Consider the following 24,819-nt stretch of genomic DNA (forward strand, 5'->3'; position numbering starts at 1 on the left):
CACTCGGTCGTCCGCTGGTCGTCACTCGAATCGGAGCGCGTCCCGTGCTTCTCTCGCGTGCGCGAGGAGGTCACTCGGGTCCGTCTCGTCCGCGCTAGTCAGCGTCACGTGGCCCATCTTCCGAAGCGGGCGCACCTCGTCTTTCCCATACCAGTGCAGCGAGGCGTCCTCGTCTCCGAGGACAGCCTCGACGGCACCGAGGCGCGCCGGCTTCGGCTCCTCGACGGTGCCGAGCACGTTCGCCATCACGGTGGGACAGCGCAACTGGGTCGAGCCGAGCGGCCAGCCCAACACGGCGCGGACGTGCTGTTCGAACTGTGAGGTGCGCGCGCCCTCGATAGTCCAGTGCCCGGAGTTGTGCGGCCGCGGCGCGATCTCGTTCACCGAGATCGCGCCATCCGGGGTCTCGAACAGTTCGATGCCGAACACCCCGCGGCCCGAGAGCGTTTCGAGGACGTCGCGGGCGACGTCCGCCGCGCGGGCGAGCACCTCGTCGTCGGTCCGTGCGGGCAGGATCGTCTCCCGGAGGATCTCGTCCTCGTGGACGTTCTCGCCCGCGGGAAACGTCCGGACCTCGTCGTCGCCCTGAACGGCGATCACCGAGAGTTCCCGCGCGAAGTCCACGAATGTCTCGGCCATCGCGGGGCCGCCCACCGCCGCCATCGCGTCTTCGGCGTCGGCGGGATCGGTGACGGGGACGTTCCCGCGGCCGTCGTAGCCGCCGGTGCGAGCCTTCAGCATCACGCTGCCGAACTCCGCGAGCGCGTCGCGGAGGTCCGCGGCGTCGTCGACGCGCCGGAACGGCGGCACCGGGACGCCGGCCTCGCTAAGCGTGCGCTTCTGGATCAGTTTGTCCTCGATCATCGAGAGCGTCGCCGGGTCCGGGTTCACCGAGAGGTCGAACTCGTCGGCAACCGTTTCGAGGAGCGCCGAGTCCGCGAGTTCGATCTCGAAGGTCAGGGCGTCGACCCGCGAGGCCAGTTCGCGGAACGCCGCGGGATCGTCGAACTCGCCGACGATCTGATCGCGCGCGACCGGCGCGGCGGGACAGTCCGGGGTCGGATCGAGAACCACCACGTCGACACCGAGCGGGGCGGCCGCCTCGGCGAGCATCCGGCCGAGTTGGCCGCCGCCGACGACGCCGAGCGTGGGGCCGGGAACGGTGACGGTCACGGTCGAGGCTACCGAAGGACAGTGAATAAACCTTGCCGAACGGCCCGGTGAGGGAGACGGACAGACGGATCCGGGGGCGGGGCGTCGGTCACGGTGTCGCGTGGGAAGCCGGCCGCGTCTGTTGGCTGCGCGTCAGATCTGCGTGCCTTCCTCGACGCGCTCGGGAGCGACTTCGCGGAGCCGTTCGGTGTCGATGTAGACGACGACGCGATCGTTCCAGAGCCGGAAGTCGTGTTCGAAGACGGTGTATCCCGACAGTTCCTCGCTGACCTCGTCGCGGTCGTAGTCCTTCGTGATGACGACCGGGGGTGCCTCAGCGAGTGCTCGGAGTGTCTCGTCGGGCGGCGAACTGGTGACGGTGGCGTTGTGTTTCTCCAGATACCACGGGAGCGGGAGGCGGTCGTGCCAGGCGGGGCCACCGGGGGGAGCTGTCCGTAGCGACGACTCGTTGCGGACGTAGAATACCTCGTTGTCGCTCCCGGGCGCGCTCGTCCCGACGAAGAGGACGTCGGTGCCTTCGTTCGCGGCCGACACGGCACCGGCGGCCTCCATCGTAGGCTTGAGGTCGTTTGCCGGCTGCGCCCACTGCAGTACTTCTCTATTCTCTTCGGAGGCGGTATTGAAGTACGTCGCGTTGGCCGCGACGGCACCGCTGAACGCCGCGAGCACGACGACAGCGGCCAGGCCGACGCTGATGGCGTCGCGTGCGTCGAGCGCGTCGCGTGCGGACGAGACGACGAATCCGACGCCGACCGCGGCGGGGATTGCGAGCGGCACGACGACGTGGACGCCCGCCCAGGGGGCCTGGATGTCGGTGGCGATCGGATAGCCGAACAGCGACGCGATCGCCCAGTACGTCGCGAACGAGACGAGCTCGCGCTGTCCGCCCTCGCGCAGCCCGTAGCGGTCGATCACGACACCCAGCAGGCCGAAGGCGATCACCGCCGGCGCACCGTAGACGAGCGTCTCTGCGAGGTCCCCGAGATAGGGCAGGTACGGGTGGTCCTGATGGCTGCCGCCGGCCCACGTGTCGGTGAACTTCTCGGCCGCACCGACCGTCCCCGCGTCGAGGACGCCCGGGATCTGCGAGGGCGCGGCGAACATCTGCCAGAGGTCGGGCCGGGGCGCGTAGAAGAACAACACGACGCCGACGAACAGCGCCAGCGAGCCGACGGCGACGCCGAGGACGCGGCCGAGCGACGCGCGCGGCGTCGGGCCGTGGGCGAGGAGGCGTGTCCTGATCGCGGCGCGCCAGCGGCCCACGACGCTTCGAGCGGCCTCGCCGCGGGCCCGCGCCGCGAGCAGCCGATGGTCCGCCAGTACTGCACCCGCACCGAGGAAACAGAGGACGTAGAGGATAGCGTTCTCTTTGGTCGTGAAGCCCAGGCCGAGCGAGAGCGCTGCGGGGAACGCATAACGGAGTCGGCCGGTGTCGAAGCCGCGCACGACGAAGCCGAGCGCGGCGAACGCGAAGACGGCCACGAGGACGTCGTTGCGCATGAACCGCGAGTAGTAGACGGCGAGGGGGTTCAGCGCGAACAGCGCGGCCAGCGCGACGAGTTCCACGTTGCGGAGTCGCTCGCGGAACAGCCACACCGACAGCGGCAGCAACCCGCCGACGACGGCGACGGGGAAGCGCGCGAGGAAGTCAGAGACGGGCGCGAGCGCGAACAGCCAGTCGTTGACGATCGGGAGGAACGGGCCGTGGACGATCGGGCGGTACTCGTGGATGCCCGTCTCGTGATACCGGAGGATCCAGTAGCCGACGCGGCCCTCGTCCCAGTGGAAGATCCGGCCGCCGAGCGCGACGAGTCTGAGCGCCAGTGCCACGACGGTGAACGCAGCGACGCCGGCGAACGCGTGTCGGCGGGAGAGGAGACCGCGCTCGCGGCTGGCGACGGCGGTTCCCTCGGGACTTCTGGTCGTGTCGACGGCGGACTCTCCGGGGGGAGTCTCACCGATGCCGAGTCCGGGGTCGGGATCCTCTTCGACGGGGGCGTCGCCGACTGCGACGGGGTCGCCGAACGGATCGTCGCCGCCGGCGTCCGCTGGAGGGCTGCTGGAGGTCGTCTCGTCGGTTTCGCGGGGGCCCTCATCAGGGCTCATTGCCAGTGTTTGGCGACCACGCCGTTACAACTCTTGTGTTTGGTCAGTGCGCGCCGTGACCCTATCTGGCAGTCCGTGGAGTCGCCCGCGGGGCGGGTTCCCGCGTGGCCACCCGATACCTCTTTGAGGACCCCGTGGGACCGGACCAGTATGGCAACGCTCGGACTGGTGGTGACCGAATTCAACGCCTCGGTCACCGAAGAGATGGCGACGGCGGCGAAGGAAGCGGCCGTCGAACGCGACGCGACGATCACGGAGACGCTTCGGGTGCCGGGAGTGTACGACGCACCGCTGGCGGCGGATCGACTCGCTCGGCGCGAGGAGGTCGACGCGGTCGCGGTCGTCGGCGCGGTCGTCACCGGCGACACCGATCACGATCAGGTCATCGCGGACGCCGCGGCGCACTCGCTCACGGAGATCAGCCTCGATCGGGACGTGCCGGTCACGCTCGGCGTCTCGGGCCCCGGCCAGAGCGGGGCCGAAGCGCGAGAGCGAGTCGACAAAGGTGCGGAAGCGGTAAACGCTGCGGTCGATATGGTGGAGACGTTGGCATGAGTTTCGACTTCGCAGCCCGCGTCGAACGGGTGGAACCGAGCGCGACCCTGGCGATCAGCAACAAGGCGAGCGAACTGGAGTCAGACGGCGTCGACGTCGTCGACCTCTCGGTCGGCGAACCGGACTTCCCGACCCCGGAGAACGTCGTCTCGGCGGGGCAGGACGCGATGGCCGCCGGACACACTGGCTATACGCCCTCGAACGGCATTCCCGAACTCCGGGAGGCGATCGCGAGCAAACTCCGCGACGACGGCATCGACGCCGAGAGCGACGAGGTGATCGTCACGCCCGGCGGAAAGCAAGCGCTCTTCGAGACGTTCCAGACGCTGATCGACGACGGGGACGAGGTCGTCTTACTCGACCCCGCGTGGGTCTCCTACGAGGCGATGGCGAAGCTCTCGGGCGGGACGCTGAACCGCGTCGACACCGCGCCGTACGACTTCCAGCTCGAGCCCGCCCTCGAGGACCTCGAGGCGGCGGTTTCCGACGAGACCGAACTGCTCGTGATCAACTCGCCGTCGAACCCGACGGGCGCAGTCTACTCCGACGCGGCGCTGGCGGGCGTCCGCGACCTCGCAGTGGAGCACGACGTCACCGTCATCTCCGATGAGATCTACCAGCAGATCACCTACGGCGTCGAACCGACGAGCCTCGCGACGCTTCAGGGGATGGGCGAGCGGACCGTCACGATCAACGGCTTCTCGAAGGCGTACTCGATGACGGGCTGGCGGCTCGGTTACCTCCACGCGCCCGAGTCGCTCGTCTCGCAGGCGGCGAAACTGCACTCGCATTCGGTGTCCTGCGCGGTGAACTTCGTCCAGCACGCCGGCCTCGAGGCCTTAGAGCACACCGACGAAGCCGTCCTGGAGATGCGCGATGCGTTCCGCGAGCGGCGAGACATGCTCGCCGATCTCTTCGCCGAACACGACGTCGACGTCCCGGTCGGCGACGGCGCGTTCTATATGATGCTGCCCGTGGCTGAGGACGATCAGGAGTGGTGTGCGGGCGCGATCGAGGACGCACACGTCGCGACCGTCCCCGGATCGGCGTTCGGATCGCCCGGCTACGCGCGGATCTCGTACGCAGCCAGCGAGGAACGGCTCCGCGAGGCCGTCGATCGTCTCGCCGAGCACGGCTACATCTGAGCGTGAGAACGGAGGACGGGGGCTGAGAACAGCGAACGGAAACGGAGAGCGGAGAACGGAGAACGAAGCGCTGGGTCGCACGACCGAGACAGACGCGCCCGAACGGCAGCGGGGACGCGAGCGAGGACCGGGGTTCAGTCGGCCGCCGTCGACGCCGGCCCGCCGACGTCTGAGACGACGCCCTCCTCGGACCACCCGCGAACGTCGTAGTAGGCGTCGAGTGCGGCCTCGAACCCGTCGACGTCGTAGGGGAGGCGGTCGTCGCTGCGGTCGAAGCCGCGCTGATTGTTGAAGTGTCGTTCGAGTTCGACGACGCGCCCACCGACCGCCAGGAGGTCGTCGTAGTCGGCGCCGAACAGCCCCTCGAAGCGCTCGGGCGTCATAAAGTCGCGCGAGAACCGACAGACGACGCCGCAGTCTTCGAGCGCGCGCGTGTTTTCGAGTTCGACGAGCTTTGCGGCCTTCTCGTCGCTGAGGCCATCGGGGTCGAACGCGTGCTCTCGGGGCACGAGCGGGTACTCGTAGGCGTAGAAGGTGGCGTACATGTGATCCGCGCCGCGGTTGGCCGTCGCGAAGGAGAGGCCCTGCCCGTTGAGCGCGCGGCCGTCGTGGGCCGGGAACTCCATTCCTTTGACCGTCCAGTTCTCGACGCCCAGTTCCTCGTGGGCGCGGTCGATTCCCTCCGCGAGCGTGTCACCGACGCCCTCGCGGTGTGCGATCTGCTCGACGGTCTCTCTGACGAGGGCCGCGTCGCCGAAACGGTCCTCGCTCGCGAGGTACCCGGCGACGACGTCGCCGGCGGAGATCACGTCCAGTCCGAGGCGATCGCACAGTTCGTTCGCGCGCATCACGTCGACGATGTCGTCGACGCCACAGTTGCTGCCGAACGACATCACGGTCTCGAACTCGGGGCCCTCCGTCTCGACCCCGGTCGCCTCGTCGCGCGTCGGCAGTTTGCACGCGAACGCGCACTGCGAGCAGGTGCCCTTCTTGTACTTCTTTTCCTCGACGCGGTCGCCGTTGATGCCCTCGGCTCCCTCGAACGACTGGTCGGCGAAGTAGTACGCCGGGAGCGCGTCGGACTCGTTCGCGAGATCCGTCACCGAGGTCGTGCCCTGCCGCTTCATGATGTGGTCGTCGGTGGCGGCCTCCTGGTGGACCTCCATCTGCATCGGTGGGATCTCGACGGGCGGTTCGGCCTCGCCATCGAACGTCAGCAGTTTGATGTTCTTCGCACCGAGGACGGCTCCCAGTCCACCGCGACCGAAGGCCCGCGACTCCGTCGTCATAATCGATGCGAAGCGGACCTCGTTCTCGCCGGCCGGCCCGATGCACGCGGTGTGTTCGGGGTCGAGGTCGTGTTCCGCCGCCGCGTATTCGACCGTCTCGGGGACCTCTGCGCCGGCCAGTTCCGGCACGGGCTCGAAGGTGACCCCGTCTTCGCGAACGTGGACCGCGAGGAGTTCGTCGGCTTTGCCGGTGATCTCGACGGCGGCGTTGCCGGCGCCGACGAAGTTCCGCGAGAGGAAGCCGCCGGCGTTCGACGAAAAGAGCCCGTCCGTCAGCGGCGAGATGCCCGTGCAGTTCATCCGCCCGGTGAACGACATCCGCGAAGCCTGCATCGGGCCGGTGGTGAAGTACAGTTTGTTCTCCGCACCGAGCGGGTCGGCGTCGAAGGGGATTCGATCGTGTGCGAGCGCCGTCGCGACTCCCCGTCCGCCGATGAAGTCGACGAGGATGTCGTCGATCGATTCGGTGGTGGTGTCGCGCGCACCCACGTCGATCGATCGGAGCGGTCCCTGGGTGTGCAGCATATCGGATATCAGGCCGTCCCCGGTAATAAATGGTGGCACACCTGTGCCAGGCAGATCAGACGACGCCAACGGCGCGGACCGGCGCACCGTCGCCACCGAGTGCCAGCGGATACGCCCGAAGCTCAAACCGATCCGCGGCCGCGCCGAGGTTCGTGAGGTTCTCCAGAACCAGACAGTCGGCTTCCAGAAGCGCGTGATGAGCCGCGAACCCCTCGGGCTCGCCGTCCGCGGCCGACGGCGTCGGCGTCGGATCCGGATTCAGCGTGTCGGAGGCGACGGCCAGTCCCCGTTCGGCACACCGACGGGCCGCTTCCGGTGAGAGATACGGGTGATCCAGATAGCGATCCGTTCCCCAGTGCTCGTCCCACCCGGTCCAGAGGACGAGACAGTCCGCAGCTGTCTCGGGGACGCGCTCGGGGGGAATCGGATCGCGGGGGCCGAGATCGCGGCAGTCGACCCGGACGGCATCGAACGCGAAGCGGTCCACCGGGTACGCCGAGAGCGTCTTCCCGTCCGGAATCACGTGTGCGGGTGCGTCGACGTGCGTCCCCGTGTGACTCCCCAGTTCGAGCGCCTCGACCCGGTAGCCGTCGGCGTCGTGTGACGCGTGGTCCTGTACTTCCACCGTGGGGTCGTCGGGGTACGTCTGCATTCCCGTCTCGATCGAGTGCGTCAGATCGACGGACATTCTGGTGGGAGTTTGTGACACGTGTAGGTAAGCCATGCTACTTGGCTGCACAAATTTTATGTACATCCTCACACACTGGTTCTCTTGATATGGTAATCCATTACCACCCTCGTCGGTCGGGGACGGGGGCGATCGGAGGTGAACGGGCGTGGTAACACAACTCACCGGTGCCGGCCTACTCGCGTTCTGGGGACTGGCGATGATCGCGCTGAGTTACTACATCTACCGGCGCCAATCGGTGACGGACACCGAGGAGTTCATCACAGCCGGCGGCCGGGCCCAGGTCGGATTGACGACCGCGTCATTCGCCGTGACGTGGATGTGGGCGGGCGACATCCTCGGTGTCCCGCAGTACGTCGGCATCACCGGCGTCGCGGGGCTGTGGATGTACGCCGCACCGGCGGTGCTCTCCTCGTTCGTGGTCATCCCCTTCGCACTCCGAATGCGGAAGCTGTTCCCGCAGGGGTTGACCTACAGCGAGTACTTCATCGAACGGTTCGGTGACTGGGCGCACCTCGCCGTCATCCTCGTCATCCTGTACACAATGGTCCTCGGCGGCGTGATCCAGCTGTTCGTCGGGGGCACCGTCATCGGCGGACTGACCGGGATCGACCCCAACGTCGTGATGGCGGTCCTGATGGGCGTCATCGGGATCTACATCCTCCTCGGTGGGCTCTGGGGATCGATGACGACGGACTTCGTGCAGTTCGTCAGTGCACTCGCGCTGACGCTGATCTTCGTCCCGCTCCTCCTCGTGGAGGCCGGCGGGCCGGGGCAGGTGTACGAACAGATGGCCGCGAATCTCGGATCGCAGGCCTCGTCGTTCCTCTCGATGGCGAATCTGAACGCGATCGAGGGGCTGTTCCTGCCGTACGCGCTCGGCCTCGGCGTGTGGGGCGTCGTCTCGCTAGCGACGTGGCAGCGGGTGTTCGCGGTCCGGCGCGATAAGACCTCGCGGTTCCTGACCATCGGCGGCATCGGCGTGTTCACGACGATCGCGATGTACTCCGTCATCGGGTTCGTCGGGCTCGCGGCGTTCACTGACGTCGCGCCCGGAAACCTCTCGATCGAGGCGCTCGGGCTGATGCCCGACTGGGCAGCGATTCTGTTCCTGCTGGTGGCGCTCATGGTATTGGGCTCCTCGGTCGACTCGTATCTCACCGCCATCGCGAGTCTCACCTCGCGCGACATCTACTACCGGCACATCAACAAGGGCGCTTCCGACGATCAGCAGCTTCGTGTCGCCCGCGCGGCGTCGATCGGCTTCGCGGTCGTCATCTTCGCCGCGACGGTGCTGGCGCTCGGCTCGATCAGCTTCGTCCAACTCCTGCTCATCGGCGGGATCGGCGCGTCGGCGCTGGTCGGCCCGTTCGCGCTCTCGCTGTTCTGGACGAAGGCGTCGCAGACCGGCTTCGTCACTGGCGTCGTGGTCTCCCAACTGGTCACGGCGTTCCTGCTCGCAGCCAGTTACGACGTCGTCGTGACCAGCCCGACGCTGAAGCTCTGGGAGATTATGGCCGTCGGGCACCTCGTCTCGACGGGGCTGACGGCGGTTGTCAGCGCGGTCTCCCCGGACGACTTCCGCTTCGAGTCCATCGCCCAAGAGGGCTCGGCAGTCGCGGCCGACGGCGGCGTCGAAGGGGGTGATGCCGAATGATGAGTCAAGGCCTCTTCACGGGAATGATCGTCCTGTTCTGGGTTGCTGAGGCGCTGTTCGGTGCGCTGGTCGTCTACTGGTTCCTCACGCAAGGGTTCGACAGTGACGCGGACACCGCCGCGGGTGGACCGGTCGAACTCGAAGACAAATCCGAGACGTTGCGTTCGCTGGGGATGTGGGCCGCGTTCTTCGGCGCGATCATTCTCGGGATCGTCGTCGGCGCGTAGTCAGAGTCTCTCGCGGACCGCGGGCGCGGGCTCGAACGCGGCCCGCGGTTCGATACCGTCGAGCGATTTCCACCCGGAGAGGAGTCCGTGTTCGTGCAGCAGCGCGAACGCGGTCTCACCCGCGCCGCCGTAGGTGAGAGAGGCGAACTCCCACCCCTGCGTCCCCGTGGGCACCTCGCCGGGCTCGCGCGGCCGACGGAACTTCACCACCCCCCCGAGCCGATCGCGGGTCGCCGTCGAGAGGTCCTGCGTCTCGTCGAATCGGGTGAGGGGAAACTCCCGGCTGTCGACGATCAGGACGCCCTCGCTGCCGTGTAGGATCGCATCCACGTCCGTCCGGTCTGCCTCGACGAGCAGGTGGACCACGTCCATCGTGGATCCCTCGCCGCTGATGGCGTCGATGTAACGGGTGATCTCCCCGTCGTACTCGACGAGTCCGGCGGCGACGAGGCGTGTGTTGATTCCCCGCGAGAGGAGCACACCATCGAGAGTGATACTGGAGGGGACCGCGAGTTCGACCCCCGAGTCTCCGTCGGTCACCGAGACGGGGATCGGACCGACGGGCGATTCGTGGAGTGCGGTCAACAGGTCGAACGCCTCGTCAACGCGGTCTGTGGGGACCTGGGCGGCCCCGGCGACGACCTCGCCACCGTCTTCGGCAGGGTCGTAGGTCACCTCGCTGGTCAGAGTGGCGATCCGTTCGCGGATCCGTTCGAGTCGGCCGCTCACGTCGCCGCGTTCGAGTTCCTCTCGGCCGTCCGACGTCAACCGTCGACCCTTGCCGGCGACCTTCTCGGTCAGGTTCTCCTCGTCCAACTCCGAGAGCATCAGTCGGATCGTCCGGTCCTTGATCGAGTACCCGCGCTGCTGCATCATATCGACGAGCCGAATGCTCCCGATCGGTTCGTTCTCGTCGATGAGACGAAGCAAGTCGTACCGGCGTCTCTTCCCCCCGGTGGCCATCGGTCACACCCACGAGTGCCCCGAATAAAAACCTCCCTAACCCCGTGTGAAGCGGAAATTGATTACCGTGTGAAATCGCCGTGTATTGTATCACTGACTGTCATTTTCGGCCGGAGAATGCCCAAATCTGTACGTTCAGGGGACGAAAGCCACCTCAAGATTTTTGAACACATCGGCACAAGTGCGTATAAGGTGGAATAGGAGTTCCATATATGTCACACCAAACGGATCCTCCAACGTCGAACGAGCGGGTCGAAGCGCAGTACGAAGAGTATCTGATGCCCATCTGGAAAAATCTGAATGTCCCGATCAAGCGGGCGTCGGGGTGCACCGTCGAGGACTTCGAGGGCAACGAGTATCTCGACGTGTTCTCCGGCATCTCGGTGACGAACGCGGGCCACAACAACGAGGCGGTCGTCGACGCCGCGAAGGAGCAACTCGACGAGTTCGTTCACGGTTGTACGTACGTCCACCCGAATCAACCGGCGGCCGAACTCGGGGAGAAACTCGCCGAGGTGACGCCCGGCGATCTCCAGAAGACGTTCTTCTGTAACTCGGGGACGGAGGCCGTCGAGGGAGCGATCAAACTCGCTCGGAAGTACACCGGGTCCAAGGAGGTCCTGGCGCTCGAGATGTCGTTCCACGGGCGGACACTGGGATCGCTGGCGCTGACGGGGAACAAATCCTACAAGTCCGAGATGGCCCCGACGATCAACGACGTGTCCCACGTCGCGCCGCCGTACGCGTACCGGTGTCAGATGTGTGACGGCGGTCCCTGTTCGTGCGCCTGCGCCGAGGACGTCGAGCACGTCATCGACACCCACACCGCCGACGACCTGGCCGCGGTCGTCGTCGAACCCGTGATGGGCGAAGGGGGGATCATCGTCCCGCCGGAAGGCTGGCTCTCGCGGGTGAAAGAGATCGCTCACGACCACGGTGCGCTCCTCATCGTCGACGAGGTGCAGGCCGGCTACGGCCGCACCGGGGAACTGTGGGCGTCAGATCACTTCGACGTCGTGCCCGACATCATGCCGCAGGCGAAGGGCATTGCCAACGGGCTTCCGCTGGGGGCGTTCACCGCGAGCGCGGAGGTCGCAGACGCCTTCGAGGCCGGCGATCACCTCTCGACGTTCGGGGGCAACCCCGTGGCGTGTGCCGCCGCGCTGGCGACCATCGAAGAGCTAGAGAACGGCATCATCGACAACGCCCGAGAGCAGGGAGCGTGGCTGCACGAGCAGTTGGCTGAGTTGGAACGCGAGTACGACGTCGTCGGCGATGCACGCGGACTGGGCCTGATGCAAGGCATCGAACTCGTCGATCCGCAGGAGACCGGCCGGATGGACGTCGCGCCCGCGCCCGATCCGAAGCTCGCGAAGGCGGTCGGCAAGCAGCTTCGCGAAGACGGGATCGTGATCGGCGTCGGCGGATTCCACAAGAACGTGATGCGGTTCCAGCCGCCGCTGACCATTTCTCGGGACCAGCTCGAACGCGCCGTCGAGGCCCTCGGAGCAGCGATCGAAGCCCATCGAGAGGATTCGGGTGCCTGAGATGAACCCGGAACAGCACGAGAGTCGCGTAACGGCGTTCCGGGAGTCCACTCCGGGGAGCGGCGTCGAGCTCCCCTACGCGGGGTTCGACACGTTCCTGAAGCGGGAGATCGCCGACGTCGAGGATGTCTCCGGAGCCGACGCTGCCGTCCTCGGCGTCCCCTACGACGGCGCGGTGAGCAACCGCCCGGGAACGCGCTACGGGCCACGCGCCGTCCGCCGAGCCAGCGGCTGGCCGGCGTATCTCTCGGGGTACAAAGGCGGCCTGACCAACATCCGCACGGGTCGACAGGTCGACTTCAGTGCCCTCGATCTGGTTGACTGCGGCGACGTGCCCGTCTTCCCGATGGATCGCGAGACGACGGCCGAGTCGATCACCGCCCACGTCGCGACCGTCGCCGAACAGGGCGTGATGCCGGTGGTCGTTGGCGGCGATCACTACTGTACGTTCCCCGCGTTCGAGGGGTTCGCCGCGGGCAGTAGCCACGACACCGTCGGCCTCGTCCAGATCGACGCCCACACCGACACGACGTCCGAGAGCGCGCTCTTCGGGGAGCACTTCCACGGCTCCTCGACGCACCACATCGCGGAGTCCCCGTACACCGACTACGAGCACGTCGCACAGGTCGGCATCCGCGGCTACGAGTCGCCCGGGTTCTTCGAGTTCGCCGAGGAGACCGGCCTGTCGGTGTTCACGATGCGCGACGTTGAACAGCGCGGCATCACCGACGTCGTGGAGGCGGCGATCGCGGCGGCCGCGGCCGACACCGACGCCGTCTACGTGACGTTCGATATCGACTCGGTCGATCCCGCAGTCGCGCCGGGGACGGGAACGCCCGAACCCGGCGGGCTCTCGGCGTCGCAGGCGCTGTCCGTGATGGAGCGACTCGGCACCCACGACGCCGTCGCGGCCGCCGATCTGATGGAGGTCGCGCCGCCCCAGGATCCGACCGACGGCACCGCGCGACTGGGGGCGTACCTGCTGACGACGCTGCTCGAACAGCGGTTCGCCCACTGAGGCGGCTGTCGCGCGGCGTGTCCGTGCCACCGAGATTGCGAACAGTCGGCACTCGTGACCGTCGCCCACGTCGGTCGTGCCGAACAACCGCGACCCGACGCAGGGCATCGCTTACGTCACAGCGTGCTTGGTTCCGTCTTCGTATATAAACGATCGCGTCGAACCCGCCGCGAGTTTTTATACGATACCGCCCCACGTACCACCGTGTACGTCCGGGATCTCCCCGTCTCCGCACCCGTCCGCGAGCACTACCGTGCGTCGGGGATCGACGAACTGTATCCGCCACAGGCCGCAGCCGTCGAAGCCGGTGTGACAGCGGGCGAGAACGTCGTCGCCGCGATCCCGACAGCGTCCGGAAAGACCCTGATCGCCGAACTAGCGATGCTGACCGCCGACGGGCCGGCGCTGTACATCGTCCCCCTCCGCGCGCTCGCCCGCGAGAAGTACGAGTCCTTCGCCGAACTCCCCGGCGTCAGCGTCGGCATCTCGACCGGCGACTTCGACTCCCCCGCCGAAGAACTGGGCGGCGAGGATATCGTCGTTGCGACCGCGGAAAAGGTCGACTCCGCGATCAGGAACGGTGCGTCGTGGGTTGCAGACCTCGCCTGTGTCGTGGTCGACGAGGTCCACCTGCTCGGTCGGCCGCGTCGGGGTCCCACGCTCGAAGTCACGCTCGCGACCCTCCAGCGCCGCGCGCCCGGCGTTCAGATCGTCGCGCTGTCGGCGACGATCGACAATCCCGGGGACGTCGCGGCGTGGCTCGACGCGGAGTTGGTGGAATCGACCTGGCGACCGGTGGACCTCCGGACAGGTGTCTATACCGACGAGCGCGTCGAATTCGACGACGAGAGCGTACTCGCCGTCGACGTTGGCCCCGTCGGCCCGGACGAGGAGCGGGACACGGAGGTGACCGCCGCGCTCGTGGACGACGTCGTCGACGGCGGTGGCCAGTGTCTCGCGTTCGTCCGCTCGCGCCGCGAGGCGGAATCGCTGGCGACGCGCCTGGCTCGGACCGCCGAGGGAGAGGCCGCCGACGTCGCCGAGTCCGTTCGCGAGGCCGGCGGGACCGAGACCGGCCGCCAACTGGCCGCGGCGATCGAGTCCGGCGTCGGTTTCCACCACGCGGGCCTCGTGAGCGAGCACCGTGCACTGGTCGAGTCGGCGTTCCGCGACCGCTCGCTGCAGGTGATCTGTGCGACACCGACGCTGGCGGCGGGCGTGAACGTCCCCGCACGCAGAGTCGTCGTCCGCGACCTGAAGCGCTACACGGGCGAGGAGATGTCGTGGCTCTCGACGCTTGAGGTCCACCAGATGTGTGGCCGTGCCGGCCGGCCGCACCTGGATCCGTACGGCGAAGCGATCCTCGTCGGCGACGAACACACGGCCGGAGAGATCGAAGCCCGCTACGTCGAGGCTGGCCCCGAAGCCGTCGAGTCGCAACTGACCGCCCGCGACGCGCTCCGGACGCACGTCCTCTCGGTCGTCGCCTCCGGCTTCGCGGACTCGATCTCCGGGGTGCTCGATCTTCTGGACGCGACCTTCTTCGCCCACCAGTCGCCGGACGTCGACTTATCGGGGTTGCTGGGCAGCGTCGTCGACGAACTGGCCGAGATGGAGCTCCTGGACGTGGACCCGAGTCGCGAGGGACATAGCGAATCGGCAGCGGACGGCGATCCCAGCCCCGAGACACTCGCGGCGACGGCCCTCGGCGAGACGGTCTCGACGCAGTACGTGCGCCCCGAGACGGGCGCGCGACTGCTGGCCGGGATCCGGACGATCGAATCGATGCCTGACGGCGACGTCACCCCCCTCACTGCGCTGGGCGTCGTCTGCGAGACGCCCGACATGCGGGGTACATACCTGGGCAACCGCGAGCGCGCCGAGATCTACCGGTACGCGACGCGGCACGCCGCGGAGTTCACCACCGGTCCCGACGAGGCCGCGGACTTCGAGGAGTGGCTCTGTGCGATCAAACTCGCGCGCATCCTGCGGGAGTGGAGCGAGGGAGCGACCATCGAGACGCTGGTCGAGCGCTACCGGATCGGCCCCGGCGACGTCGAGTCGCACGTCGAGCGTGCGGCGTGGCTGCTCGGGGCCGGCGACGCCCTCGCGGAGACACTCGGTGCCGACGTGTCGATCTTCGAGTCGGTCCGAGCCGACCTCGGCGAGTCGCTCGGGGGAGCCGCCGACCGCCGTCGGACGTAGGCGGGTGGCGTCAGCAGGACGAGACGTCGGCGAGCGGCCCCACTCGGCGTCTGTATTTATCAGCCCACGCCGTGAACCGTACGGGTATGGCTGGCATCACTTACGAGGACTTCATCGACCTGTCGTACGACCCGGCAGCCGCCGACCTCGTCTGCACCTTCCGGATCGAACCGGCGGCGGGGATGACCGTCGAGGAGGCTGCCTCCCGGGTCGCCTCAGAGTCGTCGAACGGAACGTGGGCCGCGCTCCCGACCGGCGAGGGATTCACCGATATGGGCGCGACGGCGTTCGCGATCGGCGACGACGAGTCGGGGGCGGCCGACAGTGCCGGGACCGAGATCAAGGTCGCCTACCCCGAGGGGCTGTTCGAGCCCGGCAGTATGCCACAGATCCTCTCCTGTATCGCGGGGAACATTATGGGGATGAAGGCGGTCGATTCGATCCGGTTGGCGGACTGCGAGTGGCCGGAGGGGCTGACGACGTCGTTTCCGGGGCCGCAGTTCGGCTCCGACGTGCGCGAGGAGATCTTCGGCGTCGCAGACCGTCCCATCTTGGCGACGGTCCCGAAGCCGAAGGTCGGCCTCTCGACGGAGACCCACGCCGAGGTCGGCTACGAGGCCTGGACGGGCGGCGTGGATCTCCTGAAGGACGACGAGAACCTCACCGACCAGGCGTTCAACCCCTTCCACGACCGCCTGGTGGAGAGCCTCGCCCAGCGCGACCGCGCTGCCGAGGAGACCGGCGAGCCCAAGTCCTACCTCATCAACGTCACCGCGGGCACCAACGAGATGCTCGAACGCGTCGATCAGGTCGCCAGCGAGGGCTGTGAGTACGTGATGGTCGACGTGATCACCACCGGCTGGGCGGCGGTCCAGACCGTCCGCGAGCGGTGTGAAGAGTTGGGGCTCGCGATCCACGCCCACCGGGCGATGCACGCCGCGTTCGACCGCCTGTCGCACCACGGCGTCTCGATGCGCGTGCTCGCACAGATCGCCCGCCTCGTCGGCGTCGACCAACTACACACCGGTACCGTGGGACTCGGCAAACTCGCCAACGAGGACACCGTCGGCATCAACGCGTGGCTTCGGGACGACCACTACGGGCTGAACGACGTCCTGCCGGTGGCCTCCGGCGGCCTCCACCCCGGCCTGGTTCCGGACCTACTGGACGCCACGGGGACGAACGTCTGCGTCCAGGCCGGTGGGGGGATCCACGGCCACCCCCACGGGACCCACGAGGGCGCGAAGGCGCTCCGAGCGGCCGTCGACGCCTACGCGGCGGGGAGGTCACTCGAAGCGAAGGCCGAAGAGAGTCCCGCGCTCGCGACAGCGATCGACGAGTGGGGGACCGAGACACCGAGATAACTCTCCGAGGCGGTGGCCTCGGCACTGACAGATCGGCGCGGAGCGGAGTTTCTCGTTCCGTTCGCGACGGCTTCACCGGGAGCGGTCCGGTTCGTCGGTCTCCACGGACTCCGTATCGTCGCCAGCGGGAGCGCCATCCCCGTCGGCGACGACGACGGGGTCGCCGGCAGCGGCCGAGACGGGGGCGGCGATGCGCCGTCGGTACCCCCTCGCCGCGAGTGCGAACACGACCGCTCCGCTCGTGTTGACCACGAGGTCGATGACCGTGTCTTCGATGTAGAACCCGAGCGTCCAGTGGTGCCAGAAGCGCTTGAACAGGAACTCGTAGACCTCGAAGCCCGCACCGATCGCGAGGACGGCCGGGACGACCCAGAGCGGCGCGCGGAGCGTCGACCGCCGGAACGTGAGACCGAGGAGCGCGGCGACGCCGAACCCGCCCATCGCGTGCGTGAGGAGGTCCCACCACGGGACGACCGTGTAGACGTTGTAGAGCACCCCGCCGAAGTGAAGCACCGAGACGAGCAGGGACCACCCTGCGAGCGCGCCCCACGCGGCCGTCAGCGAGTTGCGACGCGGTACCTCTCGACGAAGGCGGCCGGCCAGCACCGCGGGCCACGAGCGGAGGGCGTGCCGGTCCGGATAGCCCGACGTCCGCGCGGTCGCCCACGTCGCAGCGAGGGCGAGGAGGAGGGACCCGACGCCCACGACGAGCTTCGGGGACAGATATTGGGAAGTCGCCATCGACGCGAGATGACCGACGCGCGGGTAAAACCTTTCTGTGGTGGCGTGACCCTCAGGCGTCCCAGGGGTGGTCTGAGCCCTCACCGAACAGGTCGCGCATCAGCGTGACGATGCTCTCCGGTGGGTACTGGCCGCGTTCGGTGACGATGGCGTCGACGTAGCGCGGGGGCGTCACGTCGAACGCCGGGTTCAGGACCGTTGGATCGCCGATCTTCGCCGCCTGCTCGTCGTCGATCACCTCCGATTCCGCGCGCATCTCGATGTCGACCGTGTGGCCGGTGAGCGTTCCTGGGTGGAGTTTGATCGTCTGCGCGGCACAAACAATTGGCGTCCCGCGATCGCGGGCGTTGACCGCGAGCCCGCTCGTGCCGATCTTGTTGATCACCGACCCGTCGGCGGCGATGCTGTCGGCCCCAACGAGGACGTGGTCGACGTCGTTGAGGTAACGCCGCGCCGCGGAGTCGACGATCAGCGTGACGTCGACGCCGATGTCCGCGAGCGCGTCGGCGGTGATGTGGCCCTGGTTCCGAGGCCGTGTCTCTTTGACGTACGCCGACAGCGACTTCCCCTGCTCGACGGCGGTCTCGATGCAGGCGAGCACGTCTGTCGAGTGGCAGTGCGTCATCACCGTGTCGCCGTCGCGGAGGCGGTTCGCGCCCACCCGACCGAGGTCGTTCTGGGCCGTATCCAGTCGGTCACGGAACTCCGCGACGCTCGCGCGGACGCTCGTACGGAGTTCCTCCACCGTCGTCCCTTCCACGTCGCGGAAGACGTACCGGAGCGCGTTCGGGAGGCTCACGGCCGTCGGTCGAGTGTCGTAGAGGACGCGGGCGGCGGCGCGAAGCTGCGCGCGGAACGTCGACGGCTCGTCGGCCTCGCTCTCGGCGGCCTGAACGCCGAGCGCCCGCGCGGCAGTGTCGGCGATGGTCGCCGCGCCACGGATCTCCATCGAACCGATGTCCGCGGCGACGCCGTGGACCTCGTCGACGACTTCGGGTTCGGTCGGAGCGCCGTTCATACTGGCTCTTCGACGCGGCGGCTGAAAAACGCGACCCCGCCGGCGGGGTCCCGATCGGGGGTGGGGGAACGCTGGAGGAGGAACGTTGTGGGGCGACCGCAACCGGATCGGAACGGCGTGACCGACAGCTTACAGGTACTGTTCGATCAGCGACCGGTACGTCGACTCGTCGCGGACACCGACCAGCTGTTCGACCGCCTCGCCGTCGCTGAACAGCATCAGCGTCGGCACACCGCGGACCTGGAACTGCTGTGCGAGCTGTTGGTTCTGATCGATATCGACTTTGACCACGGCGGCGTCGGTGCTCCCCGCGAGCGACTCGACGGTGGGTTCGAGCATCTTGCACGGTCCACACCATTCCGCGTGGAAATCGACGAGGACCACGTCGTACGACGAGAGGGCCTCCTCGAACTCCGACGCGCCGTTCACGTGGATGGGCTCCGAGGGGACGGCTTCAGCACCGTCATCACCATCGTCTTCGAGTTGTGACGCCAGTTTCTTGCGTTTTTGTGCTTTGATCTCGTCGATTTCGTCGTCCGGGCTTGCTTCGCTCATCATCACGTCGTACGCGCTCTGCGAATAAAACAGTTTTGCAAACTAAGAACAATACAATCGGGGGAAGATACTACTCTGCGTACAGTGAGTAGGTGATGACAGCGAAGCCGACGAACGTGAGCGCGGCGTCGATGAGGATGCCGGTCGTGATGTCGACACCGAGGATGAAGTCGAACGTCCCGCCGAGCAGGGACCCGAGCGTGATGATCCCGAACCCGATCGCGAGCGAGCGCAGCGCTCGGGCGCCGGTGCTCCGATATGCTTTCAGCGAGAAGTACGTGATGAGTCCACCGAGGACGAGAATCCCCGTCTTCACCGCGACGATACCTGTTGCGACACTCGCTGAGAGATCTGCGTGTACCATTATGTTTCCTCCCGTACGGCGGTCCAGATGTCGGCGAGCCGGTCTTCGGGGGTCTGGTCTGTCTTGACCACCTCGACGTCGAGCGTTCTGGATTCAGTGAGCGCGATCCGGACCTCCTCGAACGCCACCGCGTAGGTGGTCGTGTGGTGGCCATCAGAGCGGATCTCGGTCCCCTCTTCGAGCAGATCCGCCTCGGTCAGGAGGTCGAGCTTTCGATACGTGGTCGACAGCGGAATGTCGCAATCCTCCGAGAGTTCGCTGGCCGTGCGTGGCTCGTCGAGCTCCCGGATGATGGCCCTCCCGTCTGCGTCGTCCAGCGCATCGAGGACTGACTGAAGATCAGCTGACTCCTCCACGGACGGCTCGCGCGCCATTACCGAATCCGACGGACACCGGATGTATTAATGTCTCGGGACGCACTCGTCTCCGTAACGATCTTTCGGACGCGAGGTGATACCCCTGAAGCGGCGCGTTCACGCCGTGTCCGCTTGCTCGTGGGTGTGGTGGTAGAAGTACACTCTGGCCTCGCCCTCGACGAGGACGGGATCGAAGCAGACCCGGCGGTACCGCTCGTTGTCCAGGAGGTTCACCATCAGTCCGGCATCGTGCGCTGAGACCGAGTCGTAGTCGGTCTCACACACCGGGCAGATGTCGGGCGCGTCGTCGGGGATCTCCATCGTCTCGGGCCGCTCACGCATCATCGGAACGGACGGCATCGGCGACGTCTGAGACGGTCTCGTAGCTGTCGTCTCCGTACGTGATGAACCGAACGTCGTCGAGGGAGTCGGGGTCGAACGCGCGGATCTCCTCGGCGATCAGCCGCGCTCCCTCTTCGAGCGGGAAGCCCGCGACGCCGCACCCGAGCGGGGGGACCACGACGGATTCACAGGCCAGTTCGTCAGCGCGCGCCAGCGCGTTGCTCGTCGCGTCGCGGATGCTCGACGCCGTCGCCTGACCGTCGCCGTAGTGCGGCATCACGGCCGCGTGGACCACGTACTCCGCATCGAGGTCGTAGGCGTCGGTGACGGCGACCGCTCCGAGGGCGATCGACCCCTTCGCGACCGCGGCGTCGTTCAGCGCCTCACCGCCGGCGCGGCGGAGTGCCCCGGCGACGCCGGAGCCCATCACGAGGCTCGTTCCGGCGGCGTTGACGAGGGCGTCTGCGGACTGCTGGGCGATGTCCCCCTTGACGACGGTAAGCTCCATACTGAATAATCGAGAGCGACGGCAAAAATACCGGCGGCGCCTCGCGAGCGGGCGGTTCCCCGAGTGGAAGACCGAACGCTCTTGTTGCGGTCGGCCCGTTGCGCAGATATGGACGACAGCGCTCCCGAGCCAGCGGTGCTCGAGGCCATCGCCGCGCGAGCAGTCCGTGCCGGCGGCGACTACCTCGCGGACGCCTTCCGTGACCGTGAGATCGAGGCCGAGTACGGCACCCACGACGTGAAGTCCGCTGCCGACGAGACTGCCGAGCGCCGGATCGTCGACGTGATCACTGATGCCTATCCGACGCACGCGATCCACGGCGAGGAGTCGGGGCGGAACGGGTCACATCGGTACGAGTGGGTCGTCGACCCGCTGGACGGGACCAACAACTTCGCCGCTGGGCTCCCGTCGTTTGCGACGGCCGCGTGTGTCCTCGAAGACGGGGAACCGCTCGTCTCGGCCATCTACGAGCCGCTTCCGGACTCGCTGTATCTCGCGCGCCGCGGCGGAGGTGCGACAGTCGACGGGGAGCGACTGCACGCCGAGAGTGACCTCTCGCTCCCGCAGGGCACGGTCTCGTTCGTCGTCGGACTCCCCGCCATCCGGGACGAGACGGATCGGGCCACTGCGACAGCGGTCGAGGACGCCCTCGGAGACGTCTGCAAACGCACGATCAACACGTGGTCTCCGTGCGTCGATTGGGGTCTCCTCGCCCGCGGCAGCATCGAAGGCCTCGTCGCCTACCGCCCGGACGTGTACGAGCAGTACGTCGGGACGCTTCTCGCAAGCGAGGCTGGGGTCGCGAACCGCGTCGTCCCGCTCGACGGCGAGGACGCCGACGAGATCGGGGTCGGACACCTCTACGTCGCCGCGCCCGAGGAGGCGAAACTCGACGCACTCGTCGAGGCCGCGACCGCGGGGATCGACGCGTAGGACCGCCTGAATCGCGTTCACGTGTGACGAACCAGCGAGGAAGGCGAAAGTACGTCGGGGCCGTATACCGAATATGAACGTACTCCGAATGCAGTGGCGCGACGCGCTCTTCGCCCACTGGCCGGTCGATCCCGACGTCGTCGCCGCAGCGCTGCCGGCCGGCCTCGACGTCGCCACCTACGACGGCGACGCGTGGCTCGGCGTCGTCGGCTTCGTGATGTCGGACATCCGTCCGCGCGGCTCGCCGGTCGGGCTCTCGTTTCCGGAACTGAACCTCCGGACGTACGTGACGCGCCCCGGGAGCGACGAGCACGGCGTCTACTTCTTCAGTCTCGACGCCGACGATCGCCTCGGCGTCTCTGTCGCTCGGACCGTGTTCGAGCTCCCGTACTACCGTGCGGAGATCCGGGTGACGCGTGAGGACCACGACGGGACGCCGGAACTGTCGATGCGGAGCCGACGCGATCACGCGGGCGTGGCCCCCGCGCGATTCGAGGCGTCGTATCGGCCCACCGGCGAGCAGTTCACGCCGGAGTCGGGGACGCTCGAAGCCTTCCTGACCGAGAACTACCGGTTCTACACCGCAGGCGACGGGAAACTCTACTACGGCGACATCGAACACCCGCCGTGGCCGCTGCAGGAAGGGAAAGCCGAGATCGAGTCGAACACGCTGTTCGCCGCGGGCGGCTTCGATGAACCCGCAGGAACGCCACTCGTCCACTACTCCCCCGGGACCGAAGTCAGTGCGGGCCCGCTCCGGCGCGCATAACTCGACGCGGCGATCCGGCGAACGGTCACGCGGTCGGTCGTCGGGGATCGCCGGGTTTCAAGCGCCGCCGGTCCATCTCGCTATTTATGGTACTCGACACCGTAATGCGGACGCTCCACACCGTCGTCGGAGGGCTGTGGGTCGGAAGCGTCGTCTTCGTCGCCGGAGCCGTGCTCCCGAGCGCCGTCGACGGCGCGATCGACGCGGCTCCCCTGGAGACGATCGCCGATCGACTCGTCTACCTCTCTCGCGGCGCCTCGGTCGTGATGCTGCTGACCGGCGGGCACCTCGCCGGCACCGGATACACTGTCGGCAGCCTCACCGGGAGCAGTCGTGGCCACCTCGTGTTGGCGATGCTCGTCCTGTGGCTCGTGTTCACCGCGCTGGTCGAGATCGGGCGGAGCCGGCTCGTCGACGGACTCCAGGAGAAGCGAGTCCGCACACCCGCCGCGGAGGTGACGACGCTCTTTCGCGTGGCTGCGGTGGTCGGCCTCCTCCTGCTCGTCGACGCCGGACTGCTCTCCTCGGGAATCGTGCTGTACTGAGTACCAATGAACCGCCTGCATCCCCGCGTTCGGCTGTTGTGGGTCGCCCGCGCCGTGCTCACCGCCGCGGTGCTCGGCGGCGTCGCCGGCGGCGTCCAGTTCGCCGTCGCACCGCCGTGGCTCCCCGGCTGGACGCCCGCAGCCGTCTTCGCCTTCCTGGCCGTCGTCGGCGTCGTGACCTCGCTCCTCCGCTATCGGGTCTGGCGCTACGAGGTCCGTGAGGACTCGCTGTATCTGGAACGCGGCGTCTTCACCCGCGTCAGGACCGTCGTGCCGTTCGTCCGTGTCCAGCACGTCGACACGTCGCGCTCGCCGACGGAGCGACTCGTCGGTCTCGCCAGTACTGTCGTCTACACCGCGGGCTCACGGGGGGCCGACGTGTCGGTCCCGGGGCTCGCGCTGGAGGACGCCGACGGCCTGCGCGAGCGGCTCAAGGGGCTGGCGATCCGCTCGGAGGGCGAAGACGCCGTCTGAGATGGTCCGGAGCCTCTCGCCGCTGTCGGTGCCGTACCGCGTCTTCCAGCGGGGCAGCGGCATCGCGATCGCGCTCCTGTTCGCGCTCGGCGGCGGCTTCGATCTCCCGGTCGTCGGGGCCGCCGGACCGTTCGTCGTCGTGGGCCTCGGAGTGGTCGCGGCGACCGCACTCGTCGGCTACGAGGTCGCGTACGTCAGTCGGTTCAGCTACGAACTCACCGCGGACACGCTCGATATCGACTCCGGCGTCCTCTCACGGCGGAGCCGCGAGATCCCGCTGCGACGGATCCAGAACGTCGACATCTCCCGGAACGTGATCCAGCGCGTCCTCGGGATCGCCGTCGCCTCCTTCGAGACCGCCGGGGGCGGCGAGACCGAGGCCGAACTCCGGTTCGTCTCGTTCGAGGAGGCGAAACGTCTCCAGCGTGAACTCGGCCGACTGAAGCGCGACGAGGACGCGACCGCCGAACCGGACGCTGCCGGTGCACCCGCCGGGCCGGAGACGACCGAACTGTTCGCGCTCGATCGCGGCGAACTCGCGCTGCTCGGCGCGTTCTCTATCGATCTCCGCGTGCCTGGGCTCCTGTTCGTCGCGGTCTCCACGCTCGGATCGACCGTCGTCCCGCAGTACCTCACCGGCGCAGGGGGCGTGGCAGTCGTCGGACTCGGGGTCGCCGGCGTGATCCTGCTCGCCCTCGCCTCGTGGGTCGTCGGCGCGGCCGCGTCGATCGTGGAGTACTACGACTTTCGGCTGGTGCGCTCGGGCGAGGAACTCCAGTACGAGCGGGGGTTGCTCCAGCGTTACGACGGATCGATTCCGTTCGACAAGATCCAGACGCTGACGATCCGGGACAACCCACTGAAGCGGCGGTTCGGCTACGCCACGCTGTACATCGAGACCGCGGGCTACGGCGGCGGCGACGGCCGGTCCCGGGGTTCGGAGGCGGCGATCCCGCTGGCCGAGCGCGACCGCATCCTCGATCTCGTCGAGGAACTCGAACCCGTCGGCGACGTCGACTTCGAGCGGCCGCCGAAGCGGGCGCGGCGACGCTATCTGGTCCGCTATCTGTTCGTCGTCGGTGCGCTTGCGGCCGGGCTCTACGCGGCGCAGGCACTCGTCTCGCCGTCGATTCCGTGGTGGCCGCCGCTGGTGCTCGCGCCGCTCGCCGTCTGGTACGCCCACGCGACGTGGCGACACCGTGGACACTGGCTGGGCGATCAGCACGTCGTCACGCGAAACGGCGTCTTGCGACGGGAGACGAAGATCGTTCCCTACTACCGGATCCAGACGGTCATCGACTCCCGGAACGTCTTCCAGCGCCGCCTCGATCTCGCCACAGTCACCGTCGACACGGCGGGGTCGCTCTCGCTCGGCGGGCAGGACGCTGCCGCAGTCGACATCACCGGCGAGCGAGCGGACGAACTGAGGACGGCACTCGACGCGCGACTCGACCAGGCGGTCGACGCCTATCGGGCCGGCCGCGCGGGGATCGGCCTCGAAGCGGACGGAACTCACGCGGAGACGTCTGGACCCGAAGAAGTCGACGCGGGCGCGGTGACCGAGCACGTGGGGGCCGGATCGACCGAGCGCGGAGGACCGACGTCACCCGACAGTGAGCCGGTGGCCGACCCCGAGGGTGCGGACGAAACCGACGAGACCGAGAGTTCCGGCGGCAATCGGAGTGGAACCGACGAGACCGAGAGCCCGGGCGACGGTCAGAGCGGAATCGAAGAGAACGGGTAGTTCGGGCG

25 protein-coding genes are annotated in these 24,819 nt (G+C 67.7%); 13 read left to right on the forward strand and 12 right to left on the reverse strand.

What is annotated here, in order from left to right; genetic code table 11:
• Positions 1–21: 21 nt before the first annotated feature.
• Positions 22–1,173, reverse strand: a complete 1,152-nt coding sequence (locus BLU74_RS13895; protein ID WP_089768357.1) for a 5-(carboxyamino)imidazole ribonucleotide synthase — start codon at positions 1,171–1,173, stop codon at positions 22–24.
• Positions 1,174–1,305: 132 nt separating this feature from the next.
• Positions 1,306–3,279: a flippase activity-associated protein Agl23 gene (locus BLU74_RS13900; protein ID WP_089768359.1), complete on the reverse strand. Its 1,974-nt coding sequence runs from the start codon at positions 3,277–3,279 to the stop codon at positions 1,306–1,308.
• A 150-nt stretch (positions 3,280–3,429) separates the two neighbouring features.
• Here BLU74_RS13900 and ribH point away from each other — a divergent pair, with 150 nt between their 5' ends.
• Both ribH and BLU74_RS13910 read left to right on the forward strand, forming a co-directional pair.
• Positions 3,430–3,834 carry a 6,7-dimethyl-8-ribityllumazine synthase gene (gene ribH / locus BLU74_RS13905; RefSeq protein WP_089768361.1) on the forward strand — a complete coding sequence of 135 codons (405 nt, stop codon included), beginning with the start codon at positions 3,430–3,432 and terminating at the stop codon, positions 3,832–3,834.
• The gene (locus tag BLU74_RS13910; RefSeq protein ID WP_089768362.1) at positions 3,831–4,979 is read left to right on the forward strand and encodes a pyridoxal phosphate-dependent aminotransferase; all 1,149 of its coding nucleotides are present in this window, start codon (positions 3,831–3,833) and stop codon (positions 4,977–4,979) included. The genes ribH and BLU74_RS13910 overlap by 4 nt, the downstream gene beginning before the upstream one ends.
• Before the next feature lie 134 nt (positions 4,980–5,113).
• Here BLU74_RS13910 and BLU74_RS13915 read toward each other — a convergent pair whose 3' ends face one another.
• Positions 5,114–6,793, reverse strand: a complete 1,680-nt coding sequence (locus BLU74_RS13915) for an aldehyde ferredoxin oxidoreductase family protein (protein WP_089768364.1) — start codon at positions 6,791–6,793, stop codon at positions 5,114–5,116.
• A 55-nt stretch (positions 6,794–6,848) separates the two neighbouring features.
• Positions 6,849–7,481: a cyclase family protein gene (locus tag BLU74_RS13920; protein WP_089768366.1), complete on the reverse strand. Its 633-nt coding sequence runs from the start codon at positions 7,479–7,481 to the stop codon at positions 6,849–6,851.
• A gap of 148 nt (positions 7,482–7,629) precedes the next feature.
• Here BLU74_RS13920 and BLU74_RS13925 point away from each other — a divergent pair, with 148 nt between their 5' ends.
• A complete protein-coding gene (locus BLU74_RS13925) occupies positions 7,630–9,138 on the forward strand; it encodes a sodium:solute symporter family protein (RefSeq protein WP_089768368.1) in 1,509 nt (502 codons plus the stop codon).
• Entirely contained in the window at positions 9,138–9,365 is a 228-nt protein-coding gene (locus tag BLU74_RS13930; RefSeq protein WP_089768370.1) for a hypothetical protein, read from the forward strand. Before BLU74_RS13925 ends, BLU74_RS13930 begins: the two co-directional genes overlap by 1 nt.
• Here the strand turns inward: BLU74_RS13930 and BLU74_RS13935 are convergent, their stop codons facing one another.
• Complete coding sequence (locus BLU74_RS13935) at positions 9,366–10,328, reverse strand: NrpR regulatory domain-containing protein (RefSeq protein WP_089768372.1); 963 nt, start codon at positions 10,326–10,328, stop codon at positions 9,366–9,368.
• Positions 10,329–10,540: 212 nt separating this feature from the next.
• On the opposite strand from BLU74_RS13935, the gene BLU74_RS13940 reads away from it, so the two are divergent.
• The 4 genes from BLU74_RS13940 (at position 10,541) to rbcL (ending at position 16,462) form a co-directional block, all read left to right on the forward strand.
• A complete protein-coding gene (locus BLU74_RS13940) occupies positions 10,541–11,875 on the forward strand; it encodes an aspartate aminotransferase family protein (protein ID WP_089768374.1) in 1,335 nt (444 codons plus the stop codon).
• Position 11,876: 1 nt separating this feature from the next.
• On the forward strand, positions 11,877–12,893 hold the full coding sequence (gene speB, locus BLU74_RS13945) for an agmatinase (protein WP_089768376.1): 1,017 nt from the start codon (positions 11,877–11,879) through the stop codon (positions 12,891–12,893).
• Between the two features lie 204 nt (positions 12,894–13,097).
• On the forward strand, positions 13,098–15,098 hold the full coding sequence (locus BLU74_RS13950) for a DEAD/DEAH box helicase (RefSeq protein WP_089768378.1): 2,001 nt from the start codon (positions 13,098–13,100) through the stop codon (positions 15,096–15,098).
• Positions 15,099–15,184: 86 nt separating this feature from the next.
• A complete protein-coding gene (rbcL, locus tag BLU74_RS13955) occupies positions 15,185–16,462 on the forward strand; it encodes a type III ribulose-bisphosphate carboxylase (protein ID WP_089768380.1) in 1,278 nt (425 codons plus the stop codon).
• 72 nt (positions 16,463–16,534) lie between these two features.
• On the opposite strand, the gene BLU74_RS13960 is transcribed toward rbcL, so the two are convergent.
• The 7 genes from BLU74_RS13960 to BLU74_RS13990 all read right to left on the reverse strand — a co-directional run bounded on the left by BLU74_RS13960 (position 16,535) and on the right by BLU74_RS13990 (position 20,346).
• Positions 16,535–17,203, reverse strand: coding sequence for a DUF2238 domain-containing protein (locus BLU74_RS13960; protein ID WP_175454660.1), 669 nt, complete (start codon positions 17,201–17,203; stop codon positions 16,535–16,537).
• 52 nt (positions 17,204–17,255) lie between these two features.
• Complete coding sequence (locus BLU74_RS13965) at positions 17,256–18,221, reverse strand: ribose 1,5-bisphosphate isomerase (protein WP_089768382.1); 966 nt, start codon at positions 18,219–18,221, stop codon at positions 17,256–17,258.
• A gap of 129 nt (positions 18,222–18,350) precedes the next feature.
• Positions 18,351–18,776, reverse strand: coding sequence for a thioredoxin (gene trxA, locus BLU74_RS13970; protein ID WP_089768447.1), 426 nt, complete (start codon positions 18,774–18,776; stop codon positions 18,351–18,353).
• Positions 18,777–18,846: 70 nt separating this feature from the next.
• Entirely contained in the window at positions 18,847–19,140 is a 294-nt protein-coding gene (locus tag BLU74_RS13975; RefSeq protein ID WP_089768384.1) for a DUF7521 family protein, read from the reverse strand.
• Positions 19,140–19,514, reverse strand: a complete 375-nt coding sequence (locus tag BLU74_RS13980; protein ID WP_089768385.1) for a winged helix-turn-helix domain-containing protein — start codon at positions 19,512–19,514, stop codon at positions 19,140–19,142. The genes BLU74_RS13975 and BLU74_RS13980 overlap by 1 nt, the downstream gene beginning before the upstream one ends.
• A 99-nt stretch (positions 19,515–19,613) precedes the next feature.
• A complete protein-coding gene (locus BLU74_RS13985) occupies positions 19,614–19,841 on the reverse strand; it encodes a DUF8145 family protein (protein ID WP_245705810.1) in 228 nt (75 codons plus the stop codon).
• The gene (locus tag BLU74_RS13990) at positions 19,831–20,346 is read right to left on the reverse strand and encodes a macro domain-containing protein (protein ID WP_089768387.1); all 516 of its coding nucleotides are present in this window, start codon (positions 20,344–20,346) and stop codon (positions 19,831–19,833) included. The genes BLU74_RS13985 and BLU74_RS13990 overlap by 11 nt, the downstream gene beginning before the upstream one ends.
• 108 nt (positions 20,347–20,454) lie before the next feature.
• Between BLU74_RS13990 and BLU74_RS13995 the strand changes: the two genes are divergently transcribed.
• From BLU74_RS13995 to BLU74_RS14015, 5 genes are all read left to right on the forward strand, one after another.
• The gene (locus BLU74_RS13995) at positions 20,455–21,279 is read left to right on the forward strand and encodes an inositol monophosphatase family protein (RefSeq protein ID WP_089768389.1); all 825 of its coding nucleotides are present in this window, start codon (positions 20,455–20,457) and stop codon (positions 21,277–21,279) included.
• Positions 21,280–21,352: 73 nt separating this feature from the next.
• Positions 21,353–22,048, forward strand: coding sequence for a YqjF family protein (locus BLU74_RS14000; protein WP_089768392.1), 696 nt, complete (start codon positions 21,353–21,355; stop codon positions 22,046–22,048).
• An 86-nt stretch (positions 22,049–22,134) separates the two neighbouring features.
• The gene (locus tag BLU74_RS14005) at positions 22,135–22,593 is read left to right on the forward strand and encodes a CopD family protein (protein WP_089768394.1); all 459 of its coding nucleotides are present in this window, start codon (positions 22,135–22,137) and stop codon (positions 22,591–22,593) included.
• 6 nt (positions 22,594–22,599) lie between these two features.
• Entirely contained in the window at positions 22,600–23,067 is a 468-nt protein-coding gene (locus BLU74_RS14010; RefSeq protein ID WP_089768395.1) for a PH domain-containing protein, read from the forward strand.
• A 1-nt stretch (position 23,068) separates the two neighbouring features.
• A complete protein-coding gene (locus BLU74_RS14015) occupies positions 23,069–24,811 on the forward strand; it encodes a PH domain-containing protein (protein WP_089768397.1) in 1,743 nt (580 codons plus the stop codon).
• Positions 24,812–24,819: the final 8 nt, after the last annotated feature.

Source organism: Halobellus clavatus, assembly GCF_900107195.1.
Classification (GTDB): domain Archaea; phylum Halobacteriota; class Halobacteria; order Halobacteriales; family Haloferacaceae; genus Haloquadratum; species Haloquadratum clavatum.